This window comes from Methylobacterium sp. AC315, assembly GCF_979253755.1.
This window is the reverse complement of record NZ_CEEDEA010000014.1, coordinates 33,937-54,797: the sequence shown is the minus strand read 5'-3', so window position 1 is coordinate 54,797 and position 20,861 is coordinate 33,937. Positions and strand designations below refer to the sequence as shown.

24 protein-coding genes are annotated in these 20,861 nt (G+C 69.0%); 11 read left to right on the top strand and 13 right to left on the bottom strand.

What is annotated here, in order from left to right; genetic code table 11:
- Nucleotides 1-14: 14 nt before the first annotated feature.
- From AC0IY0_RS20780 to AC0IY0_RS20770, 3 genes are all read left to right on the top strand, one after another.
- Nucleotides 15-680 (top strand): TetR/AcrR family transcriptional regulator, encoded by a 666-nt coding sequence (locus AC0IY0_RS20780; RefSeq protein WP_471765317.1) that lies wholly within the window; start codon nt 15-17, stop codon nt 678-680.
- Nucleotides 681-716: 36 nt separating this feature from the next.
- The gene (ilvC, locus tag AC0IY0_RS20775) at nt 717-1,736 is read left to right on the top strand and encodes a ketol-acid reductoisomerase (RefSeq protein ID WP_147854888.1); all 1,020 of its coding nucleotides are present in this window, start codon (nt 717-719) and stop codon (nt 1,734-1,736) included.
- A 168-nt stretch (nt 1,737-1,904) separates the two neighbouring features.
- The gene (locus tag AC0IY0_RS20770; RefSeq protein ID WP_147907182.1) at nt 1,905-2,558 is read left to right on the top strand and encodes a pyridoxamine 5'-phosphate oxidase family protein; all 654 of its coding nucleotides are present in this window, start codon (nt 1,905-1,907) and stop codon (nt 2,556-2,558) included.
- Nucleotides 2,559-2,725: 167 nt separating this feature from the next.
- Here AC0IY0_RS20770 and tam read toward each other — a convergent pair whose 3' ends face one another.
- The 5 genes from tam to AC0IY0_RS20745 all read right to left on the bottom strand — a co-directional run bounded on the left by tam (nt 2,726) and on the right by AC0IY0_RS20745 (nt 7,278).
- Nucleotides 2,726-3,508, bottom strand: coding sequence for a trans-aconitate 2-methyltransferase (gene tam, locus AC0IY0_RS20765; protein WP_471765315.1), 783 nt, complete (start codon nt 3,506-3,508; stop codon nt 2,726-2,728).
- Nucleotides 3,509-3,532: 24 nt separating this feature from the next.
- A complete protein-coding gene (locus AC0IY0_RS20760; protein ID WP_419830817.1) occupies nt 3,533-4,234 on the bottom strand; it encodes a haloacid dehalogenase type II in 702 nt (233 codons plus the stop codon).
- Nucleotides 4,231-5,295 (bottom strand): tryptophan--tRNA ligase, encoded by a 1,065-nt coding sequence (gene trpS, locus AC0IY0_RS20755; protein WP_147907185.1) that lies wholly within the window; start codon nt 5,293-5,295, stop codon nt 4,231-4,233. Before trpS ends, AC0IY0_RS20760 begins: the two co-directional genes overlap by 4 nt.
- Before the next feature lie 93 nt (nt 5,296-5,388).
- On the bottom strand, nt 5,389-6,150 hold the full coding sequence (locus tag AC0IY0_RS20750) for an endonuclease III domain-containing protein (protein ID WP_419830816.1): 762 nt from the start codon (nt 6,148-6,150) through the stop codon (nt 5,389-5,391).
- Between the two features lie 387 nt (nt 6,151-6,537).
- On the bottom strand, nt 6,538-7,278 hold the full coding sequence (locus AC0IY0_RS20745) for a GyrI-like domain-containing protein (protein ID WP_471765313.1): 741 nt from the start codon (nt 7,276-7,278) through the stop codon (nt 6,538-6,540).
- 197 nt (nt 7,279-7,475) lie between these two features.
- Here AC0IY0_RS20745 and dapF point away from each other — a divergent pair, with 197 nt between their 5' ends.
- Nucleotides 7,476-8,363 carry a diaminopimelate epimerase gene (dapF, locus tag AC0IY0_RS20740; RefSeq protein ID WP_147937919.1) on the top strand — a complete coding sequence of 296 codons (888 nt, stop codon included), beginning with the start codon at nt 7,476-7,478 and terminating at the stop codon, nt 8,361-8,363.
- The gene (gene mtaB, locus AC0IY0_RS20735) at nt 8,363-9,589 is read left to right on the top strand and encodes a tRNA (N(6)-L-threonylcarbamoyladenosine(37)-C(2))-methylthiotransferase MtaB (RefSeq protein WP_471765311.1); all 1,227 of its coding nucleotides are present in this window, start codon (nt 8,363-8,365) and stop codon (nt 9,587-9,589) included. Before dapF ends, mtaB begins: the two co-directional genes overlap by 1 nt.
- 65 nt (nt 9,590-9,654) lie before the next feature.
- Here mtaB and AC0IY0_RS20730 read toward each other — a convergent pair whose 3' ends face one another.
- Complete coding sequence (locus AC0IY0_RS20730; RefSeq protein WP_419830812.1) at nt 9,655-10,329, bottom strand: RluA family pseudouridine synthase; 675 nt, start codon at nt 10,327-10,329, stop codon at nt 9,655-9,657.
- Nucleotides 10,330-10,502: 173 nt separating this feature from the next.
- Here AC0IY0_RS20730 and ftsY point away from each other — a divergent pair, with 173 nt between their 5' ends.
- Nucleotides 10,503-11,858: a signal recognition particle-docking protein FtsY gene (gene ftsY / locus AC0IY0_RS20725; protein WP_147937921.1), complete on the top strand. Its 1,356-nt coding sequence runs from the start codon at nt 10,503-10,505 to the stop codon at nt 11,856-11,858.
- 489 nt (nt 11,859-12,347) lie between these two features.
- On the opposite strand, the gene AC0IY0_RS20720 is transcribed toward ftsY, so the two are convergent.
- Nucleotides 12,348-12,608, bottom strand: coding sequence for a hypothetical protein (locus AC0IY0_RS20720; RefSeq protein WP_471765309.1), 261 nt, complete (start codon nt 12,606-12,608; stop codon nt 12,348-12,350).
- Nucleotides 12,609-12,695: 87 nt separating this feature from the next.
- On the opposite strand from AC0IY0_RS20720, the gene AC0IY0_RS20715 reads away from it, so the two are divergent.
- On the top strand, nt 12,696-13,310 hold the full coding sequence (locus tag AC0IY0_RS20715) for a septation protein A (RefSeq protein WP_147907192.1): 615 nt from the start codon (nt 12,696-12,698) through the stop codon (nt 13,308-13,310).
- 60 nt (nt 13,311-13,370) lie between these two features.
- On the opposite strand, the gene AC0IY0_RS20710 is transcribed toward AC0IY0_RS20715, so the two are convergent.
- From AC0IY0_RS20710 to AC0IY0_RS20695, 4 genes are read right to left on the bottom strand one after another with little or no spacing between them, the layout of a single operon-like run.
- Nucleotides 13,371-13,979 (bottom strand): DsbE family thiol:disulfide interchange protein, encoded by a 609-nt coding sequence (locus AC0IY0_RS20710; protein ID WP_471765306.1) that lies wholly within the window; start codon nt 13,977-13,979, stop codon nt 13,371-13,373.
- Nucleotides 13,976-14,119, bottom strand: coding sequence for a heme exporter protein CcmD (gene ccmD, locus AC0IY0_RS20705; RefSeq protein WP_147907194.1), 144 nt, complete (start codon nt 14,117-14,119; stop codon nt 13,976-13,978). The genes AC0IY0_RS20710 and ccmD overlap by 4 nt, the downstream gene beginning before the upstream one ends.
- Before the next feature lie 10 nt (nt 14,120-14,129).
- The gene (locus AC0IY0_RS20700) at nt 14,130-14,927 is read right to left on the bottom strand and encodes a heme ABC transporter permease (protein WP_147907195.1); all 798 of its coding nucleotides are present in this window, start codon (nt 14,925-14,927) and stop codon (nt 14,130-14,132) included.
- A gap of 30 nt (nt 14,928-14,957) precedes the next feature.
- The gene (locus AC0IY0_RS20695) at nt 14,958-15,887 is read right to left on the bottom strand and encodes an AraC family transcriptional regulator (RefSeq protein ID WP_471765303.1); all 930 of its coding nucleotides are present in this window, start codon (nt 15,885-15,887) and stop codon (nt 14,958-14,960) included.
- A gap of 460 nt (nt 15,888-16,347) precedes the next feature.
- On the opposite strand from AC0IY0_RS20695, the gene AC0IY0_RS20690 reads away from it, so the two are divergent.
- Entirely contained in the window at nt 16,348-16,593 is a 246-nt protein-coding gene (locus AC0IY0_RS20690) for a hypothetical protein (RefSeq protein WP_471765302.1), read from the top strand.
- Between the two features lie 27 nt (nt 16,594-16,620).
- Nucleotides 16,621-18,018, top strand: a complete 1,398-nt coding sequence (locus tag AC0IY0_RS20685) for an MATE family efflux transporter (RefSeq protein ID WP_419830810.1) — start codon at nt 16,621-16,623, stop codon at nt 18,016-18,018.
- A gap of 398 nt (nt 18,019-18,416) precedes the next feature.
- On the opposite strand, the gene AC0IY0_RS20680 is transcribed toward AC0IY0_RS20685, so the two are convergent.
- Together AC0IY0_RS20680 and AC0IY0_RS20675 are read right to left on the bottom strand one after the other, a co-directional pair.
- Nucleotides 18,417-18,839, bottom strand: a complete 423-nt coding sequence (locus AC0IY0_RS20680) for a carboxymuconolactone decarboxylase family protein (protein WP_471765301.1) — start codon at nt 18,837-18,839, stop codon at nt 18,417-18,419.
- The gene (locus tag AC0IY0_RS20675) at nt 18,775-19,203 is read right to left on the bottom strand and encodes a MerR family transcriptional regulator (protein ID WP_147907200.1); all 429 of its coding nucleotides are present in this window, start codon (nt 19,201-19,203) and stop codon (nt 18,775-18,777) included. The genes AC0IY0_RS20680 and AC0IY0_RS20675 overlap by 65 nt, the downstream gene beginning before the upstream one ends.
- A 616-nt stretch (nt 19,204-19,819) precedes the next feature.
- Between AC0IY0_RS20675 and AC0IY0_RS20670 the strand changes: the two genes are divergently transcribed.
- Together AC0IY0_RS20670 and AC0IY0_RS20665 are read left to right on the top strand one after the other, a co-directional pair.
- Nucleotides 19,820-20,506 (top strand): trna delta -isopentenylpyrophosphate transferase, encoded by a 687-nt coding sequence (locus AC0IY0_RS20670; protein WP_147907201.1) that lies wholly within the window; start codon nt 19,820-19,822, stop codon nt 20,504-20,506.
- 33 nt (nt 20,507-20,539) lie between these two features.
- Complete coding sequence (locus AC0IY0_RS20665; protein ID WP_471765299.1) at nt 20,540-20,851, top strand: hypothetical protein; 312 nt, start codon at nt 20,540-20,542, stop codon at nt 20,849-20,851.
- Nucleotides 20,852-20,861 lie beyond the last annotated feature (10 nt).

The window sequence follows — 20,861 nt, the reverse complement described above, 5'->3', positions numbered from 1 at the left end:
CGGTACTGGGAACGATGCGGTCGAGCCTCGCAGAGCGGCAGGAGACGATGGAGGCGGGCGCCCAGGCGCACGAGCCGCCATCCGTGCGCCAGCAGGCCGTGCTCGATGCCGTGCTCGCCCTCATGGTCGAGGACGGGGACCAACTCACCATGGACGCCGTCGCGCGCCGGGCCAGCTGCTCCAAGGAGACACTGTACAAATGGTTCGGCGACCGCGACGGCCTGCTCACCGCCACCGTGCGGTGGCAGGCGTCCCGGGTCCATGCCGGCCGCGAGGCCGTGCAAGCCCTCGACGGGACGACCCTGCGGGAGCATCTTCAGGACTTCGCGGTCTCCTGGTTGACGGTGATCGCGAGCCGCACCTCGGTGGCGCTGAACCGGATCGCCGTCGCCCATGCCGGCTCGCGCAAGAGCAACCTCGGCGGCATCGTACTGGCGAACGGTCGCTTCGCCATCGGTGAGCGGGTGAAGCCGGTGCTGGAGGCCGGGCGCACCGCCGGGCTCCTCGCTTTCGCCGACAGCGAGGCGGCGTTCCGGACCTTCTTCGGCCTCGTCGGCCGCGATATTCAGATCCGACTTCTGCTCGGCGAGGCGCTCGACCTCGATGCAGATGAGATCCGGCGCGATGCGGAGCGCGCCGTGGAGCAGTTCCTGGCCCTGTACGGTCAGGCCAAAGCCTAACCTCACCCGAAACCAGCACCTGAAGAGGAAACCGACATGCGGGTTTATTACGATCGCGACGCCGACCTGAACCTGATCAAGGGCAAGAAGGTCGCCATCGTCGGCTACGGCAGCCAGGGCCACGCCCACGCGCTCAACCTGCGCGATTCCGGCGTGAAGGACATCGTCATCGCGTTGCGCGAGGGCTCCGCCACGGCCAAGAAGGCCGAGCACGAGGGCTTCAAGGTCCTGTCGGTCGCCGAGGCCGCCAAGTGGGCCGACGTCGTGATGATGCTCACCCCCGACGAGTTGCAGGGCGACATCTACCGCGAGTCCCTCGAAGGCAACATGAAGCAGGGCGCCGCCCTCCTGTTCGCCCACGGCCTCAACGTCCACTTCAACCTGATCGAGCCGCGCAAGGACCTCGACGTCCTGATGGTCGCCCCGAAGGGCCCCGGCCACACCGTCCGCTCCGAGTACCTGCGCGGCGGCGGCGTGCCGACCTTGATTGCCATCGCCCAGGACGCTTCCGGCAACGCCCACGATCTCGGCCTGTCCTACGCCTCGGCCAACGGCGGCGGCCGCGCCGGCATCATCGAGACCACCTTCAAGGAAGAGTGCGAGACCGACCTGTTCGGCGAGCAGGCCGTGCTCTGCGGTGGCCTTGTCGAGTTGATCAAGGCCGGCTTCGAGACCCTGGTCGAGGCGGGCTACGCCCCCGAGATGGCCTATTTCGAGTGCCTGCACGAGGTGAAGCTGATCGTCGACCTCATCTACGAGGGCGGCATCGCCAACATGAACTACTCGATCTCCAACACGGCCGAGTACGGCGAGTACGTCACCGGCCCGCGCATCGTCACGCCTGAGACCAAGGCCGAGATGAAGCGCGTGCTCAACGACATCCAGTCGGGCACCTTCACCCGCAACTGGATGCTGGAGAACAAGGTCAACCAGACCTCGTTCAAGGCGACCCGCGCCAAGCTCGCCACCCACCCGATCGAGGAGGTCGGCACCAAGCTCCGCGCCATGATGCCGTGGATCTCCGAGAAGGCGCTGGTCGACAAGACCCGCAATTGATTTGGGATTTGGCGGCCGGGCATTGCCCGGCCGCATCTCGGGGGCCGGTCACGCGAAAGCGAGGCCGGCCTTTTCTATTGGCGGTTGCCGAACGCGACCCTTCCCGACAATAACCGCTCCAGCGGTCCCGGCTGCATGAGGACCGGACAGGGTTGGAGAGGACACGCCATGGCATCGCTCTATTCGGACGCCCACCGGGCGCTGCAGACCGAGTTCGGCACCACCAAGCTCGCCGTGCGCCTCGACGAGGATTGGGTCCACGAGAGCATCCAGCCGGACGAGGGCGCCTTCATCGCCTCCCGGGATATGTTCTTCCTGTCCACGGTCGATCCCGACGGGATGCCGACTGTCTCGTACAAGGGCGGACCCCCGGGTGTGGTGAAGGTGCTCGATGAGAACACGCTTGCCTTCCCGGGCTTCGACGGCAACGGCATGTTCTACTCGATGGGCAACATCGAGGGTCAGGCCAAGGTCGGCCTGCTGTTCATCGACTTCGAGACGCCGCACCGGATCCGCGTCCAGGGCCACGCCACGCTGCTGCGCGACGACGCCCTGATGGCCGAGTACACCGAGGCCAAGTACCTGGTGAAGGTCGCGGTGAAGAAGATCTGGGTCAACTGCCCGCGCTACATCCACAAGTACCAGAAGCTCGAGCAGAACAAGTACGTCCCGACCCCCGGCCGCGAGACCCCGCTGGCCTCCTGGAAGCGCCTTGACCTCGCCGGTGACGTGATCAGCGATGCGGACAAGGCCCGGGTCGCTCAAGAGGGCAAACTTGAAGTCGCCGAGTACGAGGCGCTCGTCGCCCGCGGCGAGGCCTGAACGAACACCCCACGCACGGCTCACCGTCATTGCGAGCGTGAGCGAAGCGACCCAGGGCAACGCACGATCGCCGGAAGGGGTGTATCGCTGGGCAAGGCGCGCAATGACGGTGCGGGACGATCCGATGGCGCGCGCGATGTCAGCCGTGCCCGCCGAAGCCGGAGCCGCTACCCGCCTTTGCGGGCCACGATGAACACCCGCGGAAAGGCCAGCAGGCGTCGCCCGTCGCTGCGGCGCGGGTAGCCGGTGTCGATGGCGGTCTCGTAGGCCGCCAGGAACCCGGCCGCCTGATCCGGGTCCAGCGGATCGAGGAACGGCCGCAGCCCGGTGGCGCGGACCCAGTCCACGATGGCGACTGCATCCGCCATCGGGTGGTGATAGGCGGAGCGCCAGACATCCACGTCGGATGCCAGCGGCGCCAGCAGGTCGTAGTAGCCGGCCGGGTCCAGCATCCGGCCGAGGCGCCCGGCCACAGCCGGATCGCCGATCGCCGCTGCCCAGGGGCCGGCGGAGGCGGTCTCACGCATCAGGCGGTGCGAGGGTTCGGCGAGGTTGTCGGGCATCTGCACCGCCAGCACGCCGCCGGGCGCCAGGAGACCGAACAGCCGGGGCAGCAGCGCCGGATGGTCGGGCAGCCATTGCAGCACCGCGTTGGCGTAGATCAGGTCCGGCGCCCGCTCCGGTGTCCAGGTGGCGGCGTCGGCGAGCGCGAAGCCGAGGCCGGGCAGGCGGGCCCGGGCGCTCTCCAGCATCGCCGGAGATGTATCGAGCCCGACGACCTCCGCATCGGGAAAGCGCGCCGCGATCAACGCGGTGGAATTACCCGGGCCGCAGCCGAGATCGTAGGCGAGGCGCGGCCGGTCGAGGGGCACCCGGGCCAGCAACTCGGCCGCCGGCCGGGTGCGCTCGTCCTCGAAGCGGGTGTAGAGGGCGGGGTTCCAATCGGCCATCCTGCTCCCCCTCGTGTTCCGCCGTCAGCAGCCGAGTTGATTGGCTAGGTCCGCGAGGTCCCGGGCCGCGTACGTGACCGGGACAGTCGGCGCGGTCTCGCCGCTGGCCGGCCCGTGCTCGTGGGGCCGGGCGATGTGGGCGGTGGATAGGCCGTAGCTGGCCGCCGCCGCGAGGTCGTTCGAATGGGCAGCGACCATCAGGGTCTCGCCCGGCGCGAAGCCGAACGCCGCCACCGCGTCGCGGTAGAGCGCGGGCTTGGGCTTGTAGTCGCGGGAATAGCCGGCGCCCAGGATCGCGTCGAAGATCAGGCCGTTGCGCCGGGCGAGGTCGGCCATGAGCCGGACATGGCCGTTGGAGTTGGGCGCCAGGAGGTAACGCTCCCGCAGCCGGCGCATCGCGTCCGGCACCTCGGGCCAAGCGTCGAGCCGGTGCCAGGCCTGGACCAGCTCCCGCTGCACGTCGTCCGGCACACCCGCGATGCCGAACTGCGCCAGCACGCCGGGGAGCGATTCCGCCTGCAGGGTATCGAGATCGACGTAAGCACGCGCGCCGGAGCGCACGGTCTCCATCGACGGGCCGTAACATCCGCGCCAGGCATCGGCGAAGGCGCCGGCATCGAGCGCCGGCGCTTGAGCGTTGAGCAGGCGCCCGGCCTCCCGGGCGACCCCGGAGCGCCAGTCGACGAGCGTCCCGAAGACGTCGAAGACGAGCGCCCGGACCGTCATCGCACCGCCTGAAGGTTCGGGCTCCGGCGTACGAAGCCGACGATGTCCTTGACCGCGTCCAGCGTTTGCGCCGCGATCGTTTCGGCCCGCCCGGCGCCGTCGGCCAGCACGGCGTCGATATGGCCCGGATCGGCGGTCAGCCGGCGCATCTCGCCGGCGATCGGCGCGAGGTTCGTCACCGCGAGGTCGGCCAGAGCCGGCTTGAAGGTCGAGAACTGCGCCCCGCCGAAATCGCGCAGCACCTCCTCGCGGGTGATGCCGGCGAGTGCGGCGTAGATCCCCACGAGGTTGTCCGCCTCCGGCCGCTCCTTGAGCCCCGCGATTTCAGAAGGCAGCGGATCGGAATCCGTTTTTGCCCGGCGGATTTTCTGGGCGATGGTGTCGGCCTCGTCGGTGAGGTTGATCCGCGCGTTGTCGGACGGGTCCGACTTGGACATTTTTTTGGACCCATCCCGCAGCGACATCACCCGCGCGGCTGGCCCGCCGATCAACGGCTCGGTCAGCGGGAAGAACGCCTCACCGTGGCCATGCGCTGCGATCGAGCCCGAAAAATCGGTGTTGAACTTCTGGGCGATGTCCCGGGTCAGCTCCAAGTGCTGCTTCTGGTCCTCGCCCACGGGCACGTGGGTGGCACGGTAGGCCAGGATGTCGGCCGCCATCAGCACCGGGTAATCGTAGAGCCCGATTGAGGCGTTCTCCCGGTCCTTGCCGGCCTTCTCCTTGAACTGGGTCATGCGGTTCAGCCAACCCAGCCGCGCGACGCAGTTGAACACCCAGGCGAGTTCGGCGTGCTGAGGCACTTGGCTTTGGTTGAACACGATCGCGCGCTTGGGATCGATGCCGGCGGCCAGGAACGCGGCCGTGACTTCGCGGATCTGGCCGCGCAGGGCCTCGGGGTCCTGCCAGACGGTGATCGCGTGCATATCCACAACGCAGTACAGGCACTGCGCGTCGCGCGCCTGCATCTCCACGAAGCGTTTCACCGCCCCGAGGTAGTTCCCGAGATGCAGGTTGCCGGTGGGCTGGACGCCCGAGAAGACCAATTCGGTGAACGCGGCCATCGGCGCCGATCCTGAGCAGTACATAGCCGGGGCTGCGCGCCTGCCGGGCGCGGGGTTACTCGCACCCGCGGCCGGGACCGGTCAAGGATGCGCTCACGGCTCCCGGGCCGCCAGCGCCGCACTCGGGCATAGATCGACCAGGACGCAGCGCCCGCAGGCCGGACGGCGATGATGGCAGACCTGCTGGCCGTGCAGCATCAGGATCTCGTGATTGTCGTAGAGGTCCTGCGCGCTCCAGTCCGCGGGCAGTTGCGCCCGAAGGATGGCATGCGAGGGTCCGACATCGATCCGCGGACCGATCAGCCCGAGGCGCTGGGCGACGCGGTGGTGGTGGCTGTCCACCGGCAGGGCCGGCATCCGCAGGGTCGAGAACGACAGTACCGCCGCGCTGGTCTTCGGGCCGATTCCCGGGATCGCCTCCAGCCAGGCCCGGGCCGCCGCGACGTCCATACCCGCCAGGAACGCCAGATCGAGGCTGCCGCAGCGATCGCGCACCGCCACCAGCACGTCGCGGATCCGGGGCGCCTTCAGCTCCGGCCAGGTCACGCCGGCGATAGCAGCCTGGATCTCCGCCACATCGGCGTCGATCACCGCCTCCCAGTCCGGGAACCGGGCGCGCAAGGCCTTGAAGGCCCGCCCGGATTCGGCGTTGCGGGTCCGGTGCGAGAGCAGCGACGAGATCAGCTCGCTCGCTGGATCGAGGCTGTGGAAGTACGGGATCGGGCAGCCGTAGACCGGGCAGAGTCTGGCATGGACCGCGCGCGCCTTGTCGGTGACCGCCGGGTCGGCCGGCGCGGCGACGGACTTACGACGCGGCGCGGACGCAGTGGCGGTCGGGAAGAGGGAGGTCGGCATGCACGGGGAATCCCCAAGCCGCCACCACTGTTCCGGGGTGCCAAATACAGCGGCGATCTGTCCATCGACCAAGGCTGCGAGATATTCGTAGGCGGTTACTGGGTCATCGTGCCAAGGAAGCGATTTCTGACAGATCGCGGCATCGCCGAAGCCCATTCGTCCTTCGGCGATTTTTCGATGACCGGATAAGGCGCATTGTCATTCCGGGACGCCGCAGGCGAGCCCGGAACCCCGAGCCGCCGACGGCGCGAGATCTTGAACGGTCAGCGGTCATCGATCCCGGGTTCCGCTTCGCGGCCCCGGGATGACAGGGCTGCTGAGAGAGTCCCGGCCAGATCGCGCTCGCCGAAAGAAACAAAAATTCTTGTTGTGACCGCCTCTCGAAACCTACTTCACCAATGCAAAAATATTCACATCGAGGTTGTCGTCGGTGCCGTCCTTGAGGTCGGTGGCGTATTCCTCGATGAAGCGGTCTTGGACGACGATGTCCTTGGCGTCGAGATAGGCCGTCAGGGTCTCGTAGGTGCCGTCGATCGACTCGTAGGAGCCCTTGTGCGGGAAGCGCAGGGCCTTGCCGGATGGGGTCGTGCCGAAACGCAGGCCGTCGGCCTCCGCGGGTGCCGGGCTCGGGGGCGCGGCCACCGGGATCATCGCCTCGTACTCGAAGCCGTCGTCGTCGGTGCGGGTGAACACCGCCAGCGGCCGGCCCGCGGGGGCGATGCCGGCCTTGGCGAGATCCGCCTCGATCCGCGCGAAGGCCTGCCTCAGGTTGACGATGGCCTCCTCCCACTTGGTCTTGCCCGAGAGGATCGCGGCGGGCTTGGCCGGCAGGGTCACCTCATCGACGTCGCCCGGCTCGCCGGGCTTCTCGATGAGGGTCGGGCGCCCCGGCGTGCCGACGGCCGCCTGGCCGGCGGGGGGCGGAGCGATCGCCTGCTGCGGCGCCGGGGCGGCGCTCTTGGTCGGGTCGGCGACCGGGTTGGGCGCCGTCGTGGTCGGCAGCGGGCTGGTCTGGGCAGGGGACGGCGCGGTGGAGGGCGGGGGCGCGGGCTGCTGCTGCGCCGCGACCGGTCCGGTGGCGAAGACCAGGGCGGTCGAGACGGCGACGAGGGAACGAAGGCGGATCACGGGGGCGCTCCGGTCGGGTCCCGGCGGATCGTCGCGTGGGCTCCCGCCGGCTAACCTAATGGCGATCCGGCCCGCCCGCGAGGGCATGGGTCACGAGAGTCGCGGGTGCGGCGCATCTGCCACGCCGCGCGCGCCCCTCGCGTCGGGCAGAGCGTTTTGCCATATAGCTGGCCGATCCCCTCAAACCCTCTGGCCGCATGAGCGCACTCGCCCATAGACGCTTCCTGAAGATGCACGGCGCCGGCAACGCGATCGTGGTGCTGGACCTGCGCGGCTCGGCGACCCAGGTCCGCCCGGAGGAGGCCCGGGCGATCGCGCAGGATCCCGGCTCGCGCTTCGACCAGCTGATGGTCCTGCACGATCCCGTGAGCGCCGGCACCGACGCGTTCATGCGGATCTACAACACCGACGGCTCGGAATCCGGCGCCTGCGGCAACGGCACCCGCTGCGTCGCCTACGCGATGCTCGACGACCCGGCCATGGCCCGCCCCGCCGAGGGCGGCCGCCTGGTCCTGGAGACCGCGGCCGGGCGCGTCGGCGTGCGCCGGATCTCGGAGCGCGCCTTCACGGTGGACATGGGCAGGCCCAAGCTCGCCTGGGACGAGATTCCGCTTTCCGAGCCGTTCCCCGACACGCGGCGGATCGAATTGCAGATCGGCCCGATCGACGATCCGATCCTGCATTCGCCGGGGGTCGTGAACATGGGCAACCCGCACGCGGTGTTCTTCGTCGACCGGGATCCGGCCGCCTACGACCTCGCCCGGATCGGACCGATGCTGGAGAACCACCCGCTGTTTCCGGAGCGCGCCAACATCTCGGTGGCGCAGGTGACCGAGCGCGAGGCGATCACCCTGCGGGTCTGGGAGCGCGGCGCCGGGCTGACGCTGGCCTGCGGCACCGCCGCCTGCGCCACCGTGGTGGCGGCCTCGCGCCTGCGCATGATCGGCCGGCAAGCCAATGTCCGTCTCCCCGGGGGCGAGTTGTTCGTGGAATGGCGCGCCGACGACCATGTCCTGATGACCGGCCCGGTCGCGCTCGTCGCCGAGGGCAATCTGGCGCCGGAGCTGTTTTTCGGCACCGCTTGATGACCGTCGAGACCCTCACCTTCGGCTGCCGGCTCAACACGGTGGAGTCGGAGGCCCTGCGCGTCCACGCGGCGGCGGACGGGCGCGACCGGGTGGTGGTCAACACCTGCGCGGTCACCCAGGAAGCCGGCCGGCAGGCCCGCAAGGCGATCCGCCGGATCGCCCGCGAGCGGCCCGGGACCGAGATCGTGGTCACCGGCTGCGGCGCCGAGGTCGAGACCGAAGCTTACGCGGCGATGCCCGAGGTGTCGCGCCTCGTCGGCAACGCCGAGAAGCTGAGTCCCGCCGGCTGGTCGCCCACCGGCACCGGCCCCGGTGCCGTGATGGCAGCCCGCATGATCGCGCCGACGCGGATCGACTCCGTCACCGGCCACACGCGGGCGTTCATGCCGGTGCAGAACGGCTGCGACCACCGCTGCACCTTCTGCATCATCCCGTTCGGCCGGGGCGCCTCGCGCTCGGTGCCGGTGCCCGACGTGGTCGCGCAGGTCCAGACGATCGTGGCCCATGGCGGCCGCGAAGTCGTGCTCACCGGCGTCGACCTCACCGCCTATGGCCGCGACCTGCCCGGACCGTCGGTCTCCCTCGGGACGCTGGCGCGGGCGATCCTGCGGGCGGTGCCGGACTTGGCGCGCCTGCGTATCTCCTCGATCGACTCCGTGGAGGTGGACGACGCGCTGCTGGCGGTGCTCGCCGAGGAGGAGCGGCTGATGCCGCACCTGCACCTCTCGCTACAGGCCGGCGACGACCTGATCCTCAAGCGGATGAAGCGCCGGCACAGCCGCGCCGACGCCATCCGCTTCTGCGAGACCGTCCGCGACCTGCGTCCCGACGTGGTGTTCGGCGCCGACCTGATCGCCGGTTTCCCCACCGAGACAGAGGATCAGTTCACCCGCTCGCTGGACCTCGTGATGGAATGCGGGCTGACGCACCTGCACGTCTTCCCGTACTCGCCCCGCCCGGGCACGCCCGCCGCCCGCATGCCCCCGGTGGCGGCCGACGTGATCCGCGACCGGGCCGCCCGCCTGCGCGAAGCCGGCGCCCACGCGCTGCGCCGGCATCTCGACGGGCAGGTCGGACGCGCGCTGACGGTGCTAGCCGAGCGCGGCGGGACGGGCCGGAGCGCGGATTTCACGGTCGTGCGGTTGGGTGGGGAGGTCGAGGCGGGGACGTTTCACACGGTCTCAATCGCGGGACATGACGGAGCGCGGCTAATCGCTGCCTGAAGCGTAAAAACCGCTCTTCCCACCCGCAATGACGGATCGCGCTCGGCCGAAACCGATCGGCTGCCTTACGTGCCCATTCCCGCCACGGCGTCCGCGATATGCCTCGGCGGCGGCGCCTCGACGGTGATCGCCTCCCGCTTCGGATAGAGCGGGATCGTGAGCGTCCGCGCGTGCAGGTACAGGCTGCCGCCGCGCGGGCCGATGCCGTAGATCGAGTCGCCCAAAATCGGCCAGCCTGAGGCGGCGCAATGGACCCGGAGCTGGTGCGTGCGGCCGGTGACCGGCTTCAGCTCCAGCCAGGTCCGGCCGCCGGCCCGGCCGAGCACCCGCCAGTGGGTGAGGGCCGGGTCGCCCGCCGGGTCGGCCTTCATCCACCAGGAGCGCGGATCGTCGGAGCGGCGCGCCAGCGGCAGGTCGATCCGGCCGGAATCCGTGTCAGGGCCGCCCTCCACCACCGCCCAGTAGGTCTTGTCCACGGCGCTGCCGGAGAACAGCTTTCCGAGCCGGGCCAGCGCCTTGGCGTGTCGGCCGAGCGCCAGGCAGCCGGAGGTGTCGCGGTCCAGCCGGTGGGCCGCCTCGGGGCGGCGCGGCAGGCCGAAGCGGAGGCCGTCGAGATGGTCGGTCAGGGTCTCGCCGCCGCGCGGACCGGGATGGACCGGAAGGCCCGGCGGCTTGTCGATGACGAGCAGCAGGGCATCCCGGTAGAGGAGGCGGGCACCTATATCGACGGTCAGGGACATTCGGTCGGGCCAGGGCGCGCGCCGCCGGAGCGGCGGCCGGTCCGGTGCAGGCGTGCGCAGCGAACCGAGGACTTGAAACGAAGGGCTTGGAGTCGTTGCCGTTTGCAACGCGGTCGACATCGGCTCTAGGGGTTCGGCATCGGGTCGGCAAGCTGGGGCGAGGACGAGGTTTCATGGCGAGCGAGGATAAGCCCGGCTGGTTCGGGCGCCTGTTCGGGCGCAAGGGCCAGGGCTCTGGCGACGGCACGGCCGAGGACATTGCGGAGACGGAGCTGCCCGCGGATGCCCCGGCCTCGCCCGCCGAGGGTCAGCCCGACTATGCGAGCGGGGCCGAGGACGTCGCCCACATCCCGCTGCCGCCCGAGGAGACGGACGCGCCCGTCGCCGACGTGGTCGAAGGGGCGGATCTGCTTCCGATCGAGGGGGAGCCCGAGCGGCCGCCCGCCGGCACGGCCGGCGACGATCCCGCGCACGGCGCCGCCCCGGTCGATACCGGAGACGTGAACCGGGACCCGGTGGTCGAGCCGGCGCCCGACATCCAGCCGGTCGATGCTGCCGCCGCGCTCGCCCACGATGCCGGCGCGGGACCCGACCGGGAGCCCGAGGCCAAGGGCTGGTGGACCCGGCTCACCTCCGGAATGAAGCGGACCTCGTCGGCCCTGACCGACCGGGTCACCGGCCTGTTCACCAAGCGCAAGCTCGACGCCAACACCTTGGAGGATCTAGAGGACGCCCTGATCCAGGCCGATTTCGGCCTGGAGACCGCGACGCGGATCTCGGACGCGGTCGGCAAGGGCCGCTACGAGAAGGGCATCTCGCCCGACGAGGTCCGGGCGATCCTGGCCACCGAGGTCGAACGGGCGCTGGAGCCCGTGGCGGTGCCGCTGTCCATCGACGCGACGAAGAAGCCGTTCGTGATCCTCACCGTCGGCGTCAACGGCGCCGGCAAGACGACAACGCTGGGTAAGCTCGCCTCGAAGCTGCGCGCGGAGGGCCGGACCGTGATGCTGGCGGCCGGCGACACGTTCCGGGCGGCGGCGGTGGAGCAGCTCAAGGTCTGGGGGGCGCGCACCGGCACCCCGGTGGTGAGCGGCGGCGAGGGTGCCGACGCGGCCGGCCTCGCCTTCGATGCGCTGAAGCAGGCAACCGCCGCCGGGACCGACGTGCTGCTGATCGACACCGCCGGCCGGCTCCAGAACAAGGCCGGGCTGATGGCCGAGCTGGAGAAGATCGTGCGCGTGCTGCGCAAGCAGGACCCGGAGGCGCCGCACGCCACGATCCTCGTCCTGGACGCTACCGTCGGCCAGAACGCGATCTCGCAGGTGGAGTTGTTCTCCCAGGCGGCGCCGGTTTCGGGCCTGGTCATGACCAAGCTCGACGGCACGGCGCGCGGCGGCATCCTGGTCGCGCTGGCGGCCAAGTTCGGCATGCCCGTGCACTTCATCGGCGTCGGCGAGGGCGTGGAGGATCTGGAGCCGTTCGCGGCCCGGGATTTCGCCCGTGCGATCGCCGGATTGGAGAAGGATTAGAGCGCGCGCCGCCGAAGGGGATACCGGCTCGGCGTCAGCGAGCGCGTTGTATCAAGGATTGAGAGCCGTTCGAGATTGCAACGTGATCGGGAACGGCTCCAGGCGGCGATACGTAGGACATCAGTCCTGGCTACGTCGTCGCCCTTGAACAGGACCGGCGCATTCAGGGTCCGGGCCTGGGCGTAGGCGAAGCAATCGCCGAAGTTGAGCCCGCCCGGATGCCGGCCCTTGACATAGGGCGCGAAGGCGTCGGCCGCGACCTGCGAGGGCGTGGTCGACGGGAATGACTTTGCTCGGCTCGCGCAACAGCCAGTCGTCGAGTTCGACCCGACCGACCACCCAGCCCGACATCACGATCGCACGTTCGAGATAAGACGCTGCCGCCAGGGAGCGGTAGCGGTAGTTGCGAATCGCTACGCTGAAGCGGCTCGCATCCGGCTCTTGGTCGAGGATCGCGATGAAGTACGGAGCTGTCGACGACAACGGCGGTTAAACCGGCAAACCGTTCTCGTCGTACGCCAGGATCTCGTCGATCGGTCGGGAAGCAATGAGCGGGCTCGCGTAGGTTCGCTCGTGCAGCAACCGTCCAGACGCAATGGCGTCGGCGCAGTCGGTCTCCCGATCCTCGGCCACCCGCGCGCGCTCCCGCCGGAGCAGCTCCAAGAGCAAATCCGGCGCTGCGCGATGGGTCGTTGCCGCGAGGTCGGCGAGGAGCGCCGCGACTTCGGCGTTGTCGATCGTGATGGACATCGCAAGCCCCCCGTTCCACACAGCCCCGAATCCGCCAACCCGGCTTCCAGCCTAGTGCGGGTGCCGCATCCGAGCCAACTGACGCGCATGCAGATCGAATCCGTTCCTCCCCGTCGTCACCTGCCGCCGCTCGTGAAGCTGGCGCTGGAGCTTGGACCGCTCGTCATTTTCTTCCTGGGCAATGCTTATTCGGAAAGACTCGGCGTCGCGCCGGACCAGAAGCTGTTCGTGGCCACCGGGGTGTTCATCGCGGCGACCGTGGTGGCGCTGGCGGTTCATTTCGCGCTGGTGCGGCGGCTGCCGATCATGCCGCTCGTGTCCGGCGTGGTCGTGGTGGTGTTCGGCGGTCTGACGCTGGCGCTGCAGGACAAGACCTTCATCATGGTCAAGCCGACCATCGTGAACGCGCTGTTCGGCACCGTGCTGCTCGGCGGCCTGGTGTTCGGTCGCTCGCTCCTGTCGGTGGTGCTCGATTCGATGTTCAGCCTCACCGAGGAGGGCTGGCGCAAGCTCACCTTCCGCTGGGGTCTCTTCTTCTTCGTCCTGGCCGCGCTCAACGAGATCGTGTGGCGCACCCAGACCGAGGATTTCTGGGTCAACTTCAAGGTGTTCGGCATCATGCCGATCACCGTGCTGTTCGCCCTGGCACAGACGCCGCTGCTGACCCGCTACGAGCGCAAGGAGCCTCAACCGGGCGAATAAGCCTCTTGAAGGCGTATCATCCTGTTCCGAAAGCCGGCGGCGACCTTTCGGGATGATACGTTAGCGCGCCTCCGCGACCTTCCCGGCCGCCCGGATCCGCGCCAGCACGCTGGTGTAGTTCTCCGGCGTGAGGATGCCGACGAGCTTGTCGCGGATCACCCCGTCGGGCCCGACCACGAAGGTCTCGGGTACGCCGTAGACGCCGAAATCGATCGCCGCGCGCCCGTCGGCATCCGCCCCGACCGCCCGGAACGGCACGCCGTGCCGGGCCAGGAAGCGCTGGCCGGCGGCGGGAGTCGGCTCCTTGTAGTCGATGCCGACCAGCTGGATCCCGGGCTCCCGGGCGAGCCGCATCAGCATCGGGTGCTCGACCTGGCAGGGTGCGCACCACGAGGCGAACACGTTGATCACCGTGACCTGGCCCTTCAGGTCGGCGCTGGAGAGGCCCGGCACCGGGGCGTCGCCGGCCTTGAGGCCCGGCACCGCCGGCAGGCTGAAGCTCGGCACCGGCTTGCCGATCATCGCGGAGGGGAGGGCGGCCGGGTCGGCGCCCGAGCGCAGGCGCAGGAACAGCACCGCCGCCAGCGCGGCAAACGCCAGGACCGGCAGGACCAGCAGCAGAGAGCGGCGGACCGGGGGCGGCCGATCCAGGGGTTCGTCGACGCTCACCGCCGCTCCTCCCCGAAGCCCTTCAGGGCGCGCAGCTGCGCCCGCCGGTCGCGCAGGGCGTTGCCGATCAGCCCGGCCATGACCAGGGCCGTGAAGGCGTAGGCGGCGACGATGAAGCCGCCGTGAGACCCGAGATCCATCGATAAGGTCCTAGACCGGCTGCCCGACCGGCATCCCGGCGGGCTTCGGCGTGAGGCGCGGCTGCGCACGGTCCAGGCGCTCGGCCTCGCGGATCGTCAGCGTCCGCACCCGGCGGCGCATGATCTCGGTGCGCATCGCGTAGAGGTGGAGGGTGATCCCGCCCAAAGTCGCGGCGCCGATCATGATCAGCAGCGGGTAGAGCATCGACGGATCGATGGATGAGCCGCCCATGCGCAGGATCGAGGCCGGCTGGTGCAGGGTCGACCACCAGTTCACCGAGAACTTGATGATCGGCAGGTTCACCGCGCCGACGAGGGTCATGATCGCCACCGCGCGGGCGGCCCGGTTCGGCTCCTCGAGGGTGCGCCACAGGGCGATGATGCCGCAATAGATGAGCAGCAGGACCAGCATCGAGGTCAGCCGCGCGTCCCACACCCAGTAGGTCCCCCACATCGGCTTGCCCCAGAGCGAGCCGGTGACCAGGCAGATCAGCGTGAACGCCGCCCCGATCGGCGCGGCGGCGCGCTGCGCCACGTCGGCCAGCGGATGGCGCCAGACCAGGGTCCCGATCGCCGACACGCTCATGGCGCCGTAGAAGAACACCCCGAGCCAGGCCGCCGGGACGTGGATGTACATGATCCGCACGGTCTCGCCCTGTTGATAGTCCGGCGGCACGGCGAAGAACGTCAGGTACAGGCCGACCGCCAGCACGCCGAGCGACAGGGCGGTGAGCCACGGCACCAGCGCGCCCGACCACCGCATGAAGTGGCTCGGGTTCGACAGGCGGGTCCAGAGGGAGGGCGTCATGGCGTCTGTCTCGGACATCGTTCCGGCGGTCTAGCCCAGGGTGCGGTGCAGCAACAATGCGGCCTTTGTCCGTCGATACTGCATCGGCGTGCAGGCCATGTGCCGCCGGAAGGCGGTGCGGAACGCCGTCTCCGACTCGTAGCCGACGGAATACGCGATCGCGGCGACGCAATCGCCGGAGCGTCGCAGCCGGTCGGCGGCGCACTGCATCCGCCAGCTGGCGAGGTAAGCAAGCGGCGGCCGGCCGACCACGGCGCGGAACGTGTCTGCGAAGGTCGTGCGCGACATGCCTGCGCACGCCGCGAGGTCCGCCAGGGTCCAGCGCCGCGCCGGCTCCGCGTGCAGGGCCGTCAGCGCCCGCGCCAGCCGCGGATCGGCCAGCGCCCCGAGCCAGCCGGTCGGCCGCCCCGACGCGAGCCAGAGCCGCAGCACCTGGAGCAGCATGATCTGCGCGAGGTGGTCGGCCATCAGGGCGCCGCCAGGCGCGCCCTGGCGCAGTTCCGCGGCCAGCTGGTCCAGTGCCCAGCGCAGGATCGCGGCTTGGTTCGAGGCATCCCGGACCGGCACGATCGCCGGCAGCGCGTCGAGCAGCAGCCCGGCCGCGTCGCCTGCGAAGAAGAACCGCCCGCCGACCAGGAAGAAGTCGCCGCCGCCATTGCAGGTCGCGACCGCGTCGGCCGCGTGGTCGTAGATAGCGGCGGACTCGATCGCCGGGAGGGCCAGGTCGGTCGCGAGGTGGAACGGGCGGCCCCGGGTCAGCAGGAAGCAGTCGCCGGCTGCCATCCGGATGGGCTCGGGCTCGCCTTCGACCGTAACCCAGCAAGCGCCTCGCATCACGACGTTGAACTTGATCCCGTCATGGGCGGGAAAGCGGATCGCCCAGGCGCCGCCGGCATCAAGGCCCGCACTGAGGGCGGTTCGGGGCCTGAGCAACCCAAGAACGTCGGAGAGCGGATCCATAACGCGAACCGCACGCCCGCGCCGGATTCGCGGACGCTGCAGCATGGAGCGTCCGGCATCCCGGGGCCGTCGCCCTGAACAAGACCGCGGTCATCTGAGTGGTACGGTCGTCCCGCCGTCCGCTCGCGCGTCATCGCAGGTTCCGGGGTGACCACGCCACGGTTTGGAAAGCACTTACCGCACGACCACCGGCATGCGATCCGCTTGACCGTGCCGAGGTCCGAAACGGTGCTCGACTCTCGGTCTCCGAACTCACAAACGCTGACGGACGGTGGCGGCGAGGAAGACAGCTGGCGAGCCGACGATGGCCATCCACCGGACTCCCAAACGGGTTCAAGCTTGCACGAAGCCGCAGTATAAATTACGGTCAGCATGAATAGGCGGTCGCGTTGATCGGCTTTGGCGCTGGCACGGCACGTGTCCGCATGCCGGGCGGTCGGCCACTCCAAGAGGTCCATCGATGGCCGAAGAAACGCCTGGGCCGCTGACCGCCTTCGGTCTGGTCTTCCATGCCGGAGGTCGGCACTCCGGGTCCGAGGACCGCACCCGCGACGCGGCAGGCTACCTCGTCGCGACCGCACGCACGACCGGCCTTCCGTTCGATCGGTCCGGTGCCGGGATGCCACCCGCCGCCGGTCAAGCGACCGCGCCGTTCTCGACGGCGATCCGCCGGCCGGTGGCGTATCGGCCATCGTGCCCGCGCTGAAATCCGTGAGGCCGTGAGGGTTCTGCCATGGACATCCGAACGCGTCGCCTGCTCGAAGCGCCGCTCGTGCCGACCCTGGCTCGGATGGCCGGGCCGAACGTCGTGGTGATGGTCGTCCAGACCTCCATCGGCCTGATCGAGACCTACTTCGTCGCGAAGCTCGGCACCGACGCCCTGGCCGGCATGGCCCTCGTCTTCCCGGTCGTCATGCTCGTCCAGATGCTGTCGGCCGGCGGCATGGGCGGCGGCATCCAGTCGGCGGTCTCGCGTACCCTGGGCGCCGGCCGGAAGGCGGAGGCCAGCCTCGTCGCTTGGCACGCTGTCGCCATCGGCCTCGGACTTGGTCTCGTGACCAGTCTGCTCGCGCTGCCGCTGGGACCGCGCCTCTACGCCGCGATGGGCGGCACGGGGGAATCGCTCCGGGCTGCGACGGCCTACGCGAACGTCGTGCTCGGCGGAGCGGTCCTGATCTGGCTGTTCAACGCGCTGGCGGCCGTGATCCGCGGTACCGGCAACATGGCCCTCCCGGCCGGCGTCACCTGCGCCGGAGCCATCGTGCTGATCCCTCTCTCGCCGGCGCTGATCTTCGGCTGGGGGCCGTTCCCGAAGCTCGGGGTCGTGGGCGGCGGAGTCGCTTTCGCGGCCTACTACGCCGCCGGCACCGCCGTCTTCGCCGCCTCGATTTGGTCTGGCCGCGGCGTTCTGCACCCGAGCCGGCGCCTCCCGAGGCTTACCTGGGCGCCGTCCCGCGAGATCCTGCGCGTCGGCCTGCTCTCCGGCATCGCCAGTATCACGTCGAACGTCACGGTCATCGCCGCGACGGGCTTCGTGGGGACGGCGGGGCCGGCCGCGGTTGCCGGGTATGGAACCGGCGCCCGGCTGGAATACCTGCTGGTCCCCCTCGTGTTCGGGCTCGGTTCGCCCATTGCCGCCATCGTCGGCACCGCCCTCGGCGCCGGACTGCAGGCCCGCGCCCGTCAGGCTGCGCTCACCGGCGCCATCGTGGCCGGTCTTCTGACGGAGGCCATCGGCGTTGCGGCCGCCCTGTATCCTGAAGCTTGGCTCGGTCTGTTCGGGGGTGATCCGGCCATGTTGGCTACGGGCTCCTCCTATCTACGCATCGTCGGACCGTTCTACGGGTTCTTCGGGGCCGGCCTTGCTCTCTACTTCGCGGCCCAAGGTGCAGGCCGTGTCGGCTGGCCGCTCACAGCCAGCGTCTTCCGAATGGGGGTGGCGCTGGGGGGCGCCTGGATCGCGGCTATCCTCGGGCTCGGCCCCGCGTGGATGTTTGTTGCCCTCGCGGCTGGGCTCTTCACCATGGGCATCGTCAACGCGGCTGCTTTTGCCACGGGCAAGATGTTCGTGGCCCAGCCCGCGCCGGAACCGGCTGTCCCGCCCCAAGTCCTCACGACGGCCGTTGAGTGACCTCGAAAGGCGTAGAGCCGCCGAACCTGCCGCTCGATGGATGGCCATCAGGGGCCGGCATCGACCCGCCAATACGGCGTGGCTGAGCGGATTTCCGCCTGTCTGCTTTTGGACCAAAGAGGCGTCGAAGTGGATATCACCGAGGCGCTCCCTCCTCGCCCCTTGCAAGCGGCCGTGAGAGTCAAGCGATGCGACCCGATCGCTACACTTACCGTCTTGGATCGATGACTACCCTGTAGTTGCTGGCCGATCCCCATACGTCTACCGGTAGGTTGCCGTCCCGAGCCCGGCCACGCGCGACTGGTGCGCCATCGAAGCCCTGTGCAACGTTTGTCGAATGGCCGGTCAGGTCGACCCGCCTGACCGACGATGCGCCGTTGTCGATGACGAAGGCGGCGTCAGGCCCCTGGGTCACAAGGCTCGGCTGTCGAACGCGCCGCGAACACTTCTTTGGCTGAGAATAATCCGTTTAATGCTGCTGGAAAGCCTGCATAAACGGCCATCTGCATGATGACTTCAGTGATCTCTTCACACGAGAGGCCGACATTCAAGCCTACCTCTATGTGTACCTTAAGTTGTGGTGCTGCATTGCCCATCGCCGTTAGTGCCGCGATAGTGGCTATCTCGCGGGAACGTAGTTCTAGGCCGGGGCGGCTGTAAATATCGCCGAAAGGGAACTCGATAAGGTAGGTCGCAAAGTCAGGGGCGATCTCTGCGAGCGAGGCGACGACCTTCTCTCCTGCTTGGCCGTCGATCTCAGCGAGTGCTCGCTGCCCGCGCTCTAGCCGGCTTTCGTCGCCGTTGCGGTGTTGTCGTGTCATACGCCTGCGTCCTCCCGTCAGAGCCGGCGTAGCCGGCGATCTTGGTGTCGAGGACGAGAAGGCAGGCTTGCAGATCGGCCACATGCGCGCGGACGCACTCGCGGTGCTCCCACAGCAAATCACAGCGCTCAGCCTCAGTGATGACGCCACGCTCGCGCAATGCTGCGTATCGCAGCATGTCCCGGATCGGCATACCGGTCGTCTTGAGACGATCTAAGAATGCGATCCACGCTAGGATAGACGCGTCGTAATCACGCTGGTTTGACTGATCTCGGTCAGCATAGGGGAGTAGCCCGATCCGCTCATAGTAACGAATCGTATGGGCAGACAATCCCGAACGCCTCGCGAGTTCTCCGATCTTCACGAATATCTTCTCATCACGACGCTAAGAATGCTGCGGGTTTGAGCGCACTCTAAGTCAAGAAAAAAATCTGGTCGGGCTACGACAGTCTGGTCCTCACCCTGAACTCGAGTTGCCGGGCGGCCAGAAGAGGGCCGCTGACCAGAAGGGCCGGCAGCCATCCAAAGGCCGGCACGGGTCGAAAGCATTGGTCCCATGCATGATCGGATCAGATCCGGGCCCGTACTTGCTAGGCTGGTCTTGCGATGATGGCGAGGATCATCGCGAACCCGAACGTTCTCCCGCCTAACCCCGCATCCTGACGCGGGCGCTCCGAGATGAGGCGGTTGGATTGGCACAGGGTGATGGAGCCCGGACCCGTCGCCATCCTGAGCCGCGAAACGAAATCCGAAACGCCCGCGCCATCACCGCCTCCGCGGCAAACCGAGCCCCTGGATGCGTCCTGCGACGCCCCCGCACGCACTGACGCAGCCCCGTCTGATTTCCGCGGACAGCAGACCCCGACCCTTGCGCACGCCGCCGCGATCCCGCATATACGATGAAACAAAACAGGAACAAAAGAGCGTCGCCGTAGAAAGCTGTGGATGACGCGGTTGCCTCTCACCGGAACGAGCCCCGCATGCGAACCGCCGACAAGCAGATCGCCGACATCCTGGTGCGTTACGGGGAGCCCTTCGGGGGCAACGTCTGGCGCGTGCAGGGCACGGCGGTCATCTACCACAAGACGTTGGAGCGGATCGCCGCCCAGGCCGGGATCGTGTTCGAGCCGCCGACGATCATCCGCGCCGAGCGCGACGAGGCCGTGCTGCTGGTCACCGGGCGCCTGCCCGGTGCCAAATCCGGTGCGAAGCCAGCCGCCGACCGGGTCGAGTGGTCGATGGGCGAGGCGCTGGTCAACGTGAACTACCGCGTCTCGGGCAAGCAGGCGGCCTACGTCTACGCCATGGCGGAGAAGCGCGGGAAGGACCGCGTCATCCTCAAGCTGATCGAACTGCACGGCCTGGTCTACTCGGAGGAGGAGGCCGACGAGTTCCGCGCCCACCTGCCCACGGTCCGGGCCGTGGACGAGGATTTCGAGGAGGCCCAGCCCTTCGACGAGGTCACCGAGGCCGAGGGCGACCTCAAGCGCCGCATCGACGGTGCCGAGACGATCAACGACGTGACCGACCTGATGCTCGACGGGGCCACCCAAGCGATCCTGGCGGCGATGCCGCCCGGCACCCGCGACGAGGTCCGCGACTACGCCAAGGCGCGCCTCGTGGCGCTCGGCTGGCCCAAGCGCACCGGCCGCCGCAGCGCCGCCTGAAGTTTCGAACGCTCAAACCCGCAGGAGACCGCCATGCATCGCACGACGCGCCGCCGTACCCTGAAGGCCCGCCGGGACCATCATCTGGGCTGGAGCATCGAGACCCTGTCGTACAGCCCGACCCGGATCGTGCGCCTGGGCGACGAGAAAGTCGCGATCCTGTTCCCGCCGGTCGAGCCCGGGGCTGAGTGGCAGCTCTACCCGCATCCCGACACGTTCCCGGGGCTCAACTTCGACGGGCTGCCCGAGCCGCTGCGCCCAGAGTTTCTGGGATTCTCGGATCTGCCGGCCGTCGAGCGGTTTCTCGGCATCGACGACGCGGTGCCGACGGCCCTCGCGGCCTGACCGGACGGCC

What these genes read in the sequence shown, in the direction of transcription:
- AC0IY0_RS20780 (WP_471765317.1), top strand. Translation starts at nt 15, where the DNA reads ATGCGGTCGAGCCTCGCAGAGCGGCAGGAGACGATGGAGGCGGGCGCC.
- ilvC (WP_147854888.1), top strand. Translation starts at nt 717, where the DNA reads ATGCGGGTTTATTACGATCGCGACGCCGACCTGAACCTGATCAAGGGC.
- AC0IY0_RS20770 (WP_147907182.1), top strand. Translation starts at nt 1,905, where the DNA reads ATGGCATCGCTCTATTCGGACGCCCACCGGGCGCTGCAGACCGAGTTC.
- tam (WP_471765315.1), bottom strand. Translation starts at nt 3,508, where the DNA reads ATGGCCGATTGGAACCCCGCCCTCTACACCCGCTTCGAGGACGAGCGC.
- AC0IY0_RS20760 (WP_419830817.1), bottom strand. Translation starts at nt 4,234, where the DNA reads ATGACGGTCCGGGCGCTCGTCTTCGACGTCTTCGGGACGCTCGTCGAC.
- trpS (WP_147907185.1), bottom strand. Translation starts at nt 5,295, where the DNA reads ATGGCCGCGTTCACCGAATTGGTCTTCTCGGGCGTCCAGCCCACCGGC.
- AC0IY0_RS20750 (WP_419830816.1), bottom strand. Translation starts at nt 6,150, where the DNA reads ATGCCGACCTCCCTCTTCCCGACCGCCACTGCGTCCGCGCCGCGTCGT.
- dapF (WP_147937919.1), top strand. Translation starts at nt 7,476, where the DNA reads ATGAGCGCACTCGCCCATAGACGCTTCCTGAAGATGCACGGCGCCGGC.
- mtaB (WP_471765311.1), top strand. Translation starts at nt 8,363, where the DNA reads ATGACCGTCGAGACCCTCACCTTCGGCTGCCGGCTCAACACGGTGGAG.
- AC0IY0_RS20730 (WP_419830812.1), bottom strand. Translation starts at nt 10,329, where the DNA reads ATGTCCCTGACCGTCGATATAGGTGCCCGCCTCCTCTACCGGGATGCC.
- ftsY (WP_147937921.1), top strand. Translation starts at nt 10,503, where the DNA reads ATGGCGAGCGAGGATAAGCCCGGCTGGTTCGGGCGCCTGTTCGGGCGC.
- AC0IY0_RS20720 (WP_471765309.1), bottom strand. Translation starts at nt 12,608, where the DNA reads ATGTCCATCACGATCGACAACGCCGAAGTCGCGGCGCTCCTCGCCGAC.
- AC0IY0_RS20715 (WP_147907192.1), top strand. Translation starts at nt 12,696, where the DNA reads ATGCAGATCGAATCCGTTCCTCCCCGTCGTCACCTGCCGCCGCTCGTG.
- ccmD (WP_147907194.1), bottom strand. Translation starts at nt 14,119, where the DNA reads ATGGATCTCGGGTCTCACGGCGGCTTCATCGTCGCCGCCTACGCCTTC.
- AC0IY0_RS20700 (WP_147907195.1), bottom strand. Translation starts at nt 14,927, where the DNA reads ATGACGCCCTCCCTCTGGACCCGCCTGTCGAACCCGAGCCACTTCATG.
- AC0IY0_RS20695 (WP_471765303.1), bottom strand. Translation starts at nt 15,887, where the DNA reads ATGGATCCGCTCTCCGACGTTCTTGGGTTGCTCAGGCCCCGAACCGCC.
- AC0IY0_RS20690 (WP_471765302.1), top strand. Translation starts at nt 16,348, where the DNA reads ATGGCCGAAGAAACGCCTGGGCCGCTGACCGCCTTCGGTCTGGTCTTC.
- AC0IY0_RS20685 (WP_419830810.1), top strand. Translation starts at nt 16,621, where the DNA reads ATGGACATCCGAACGCGTCGCCTGCTCGAAGCGCCGCTCGTGCCGACC.
- AC0IY0_RS20680 (WP_471765301.1), bottom strand. Translation starts at nt 18,839, where the DNA reads ATGACACGACAACACCGCAACGGCGACGAAAGCCGGCTAGAGCGCGGG.
- AC0IY0_RS20670 (WP_147907201.1), top strand. Translation starts at nt 19,820, where the DNA reads ATGCGAACCGCCGACAAGCAGATCGCCGACATCCTGGTGCGTTACGGG.
- AC0IY0_RS20665 (WP_471765299.1), top strand. Translation starts at nt 20,540, where the DNA reads ATGCATCGCACGACGCGCCGCCGTACCCTGAAGGCCCGCCGGGACCAT.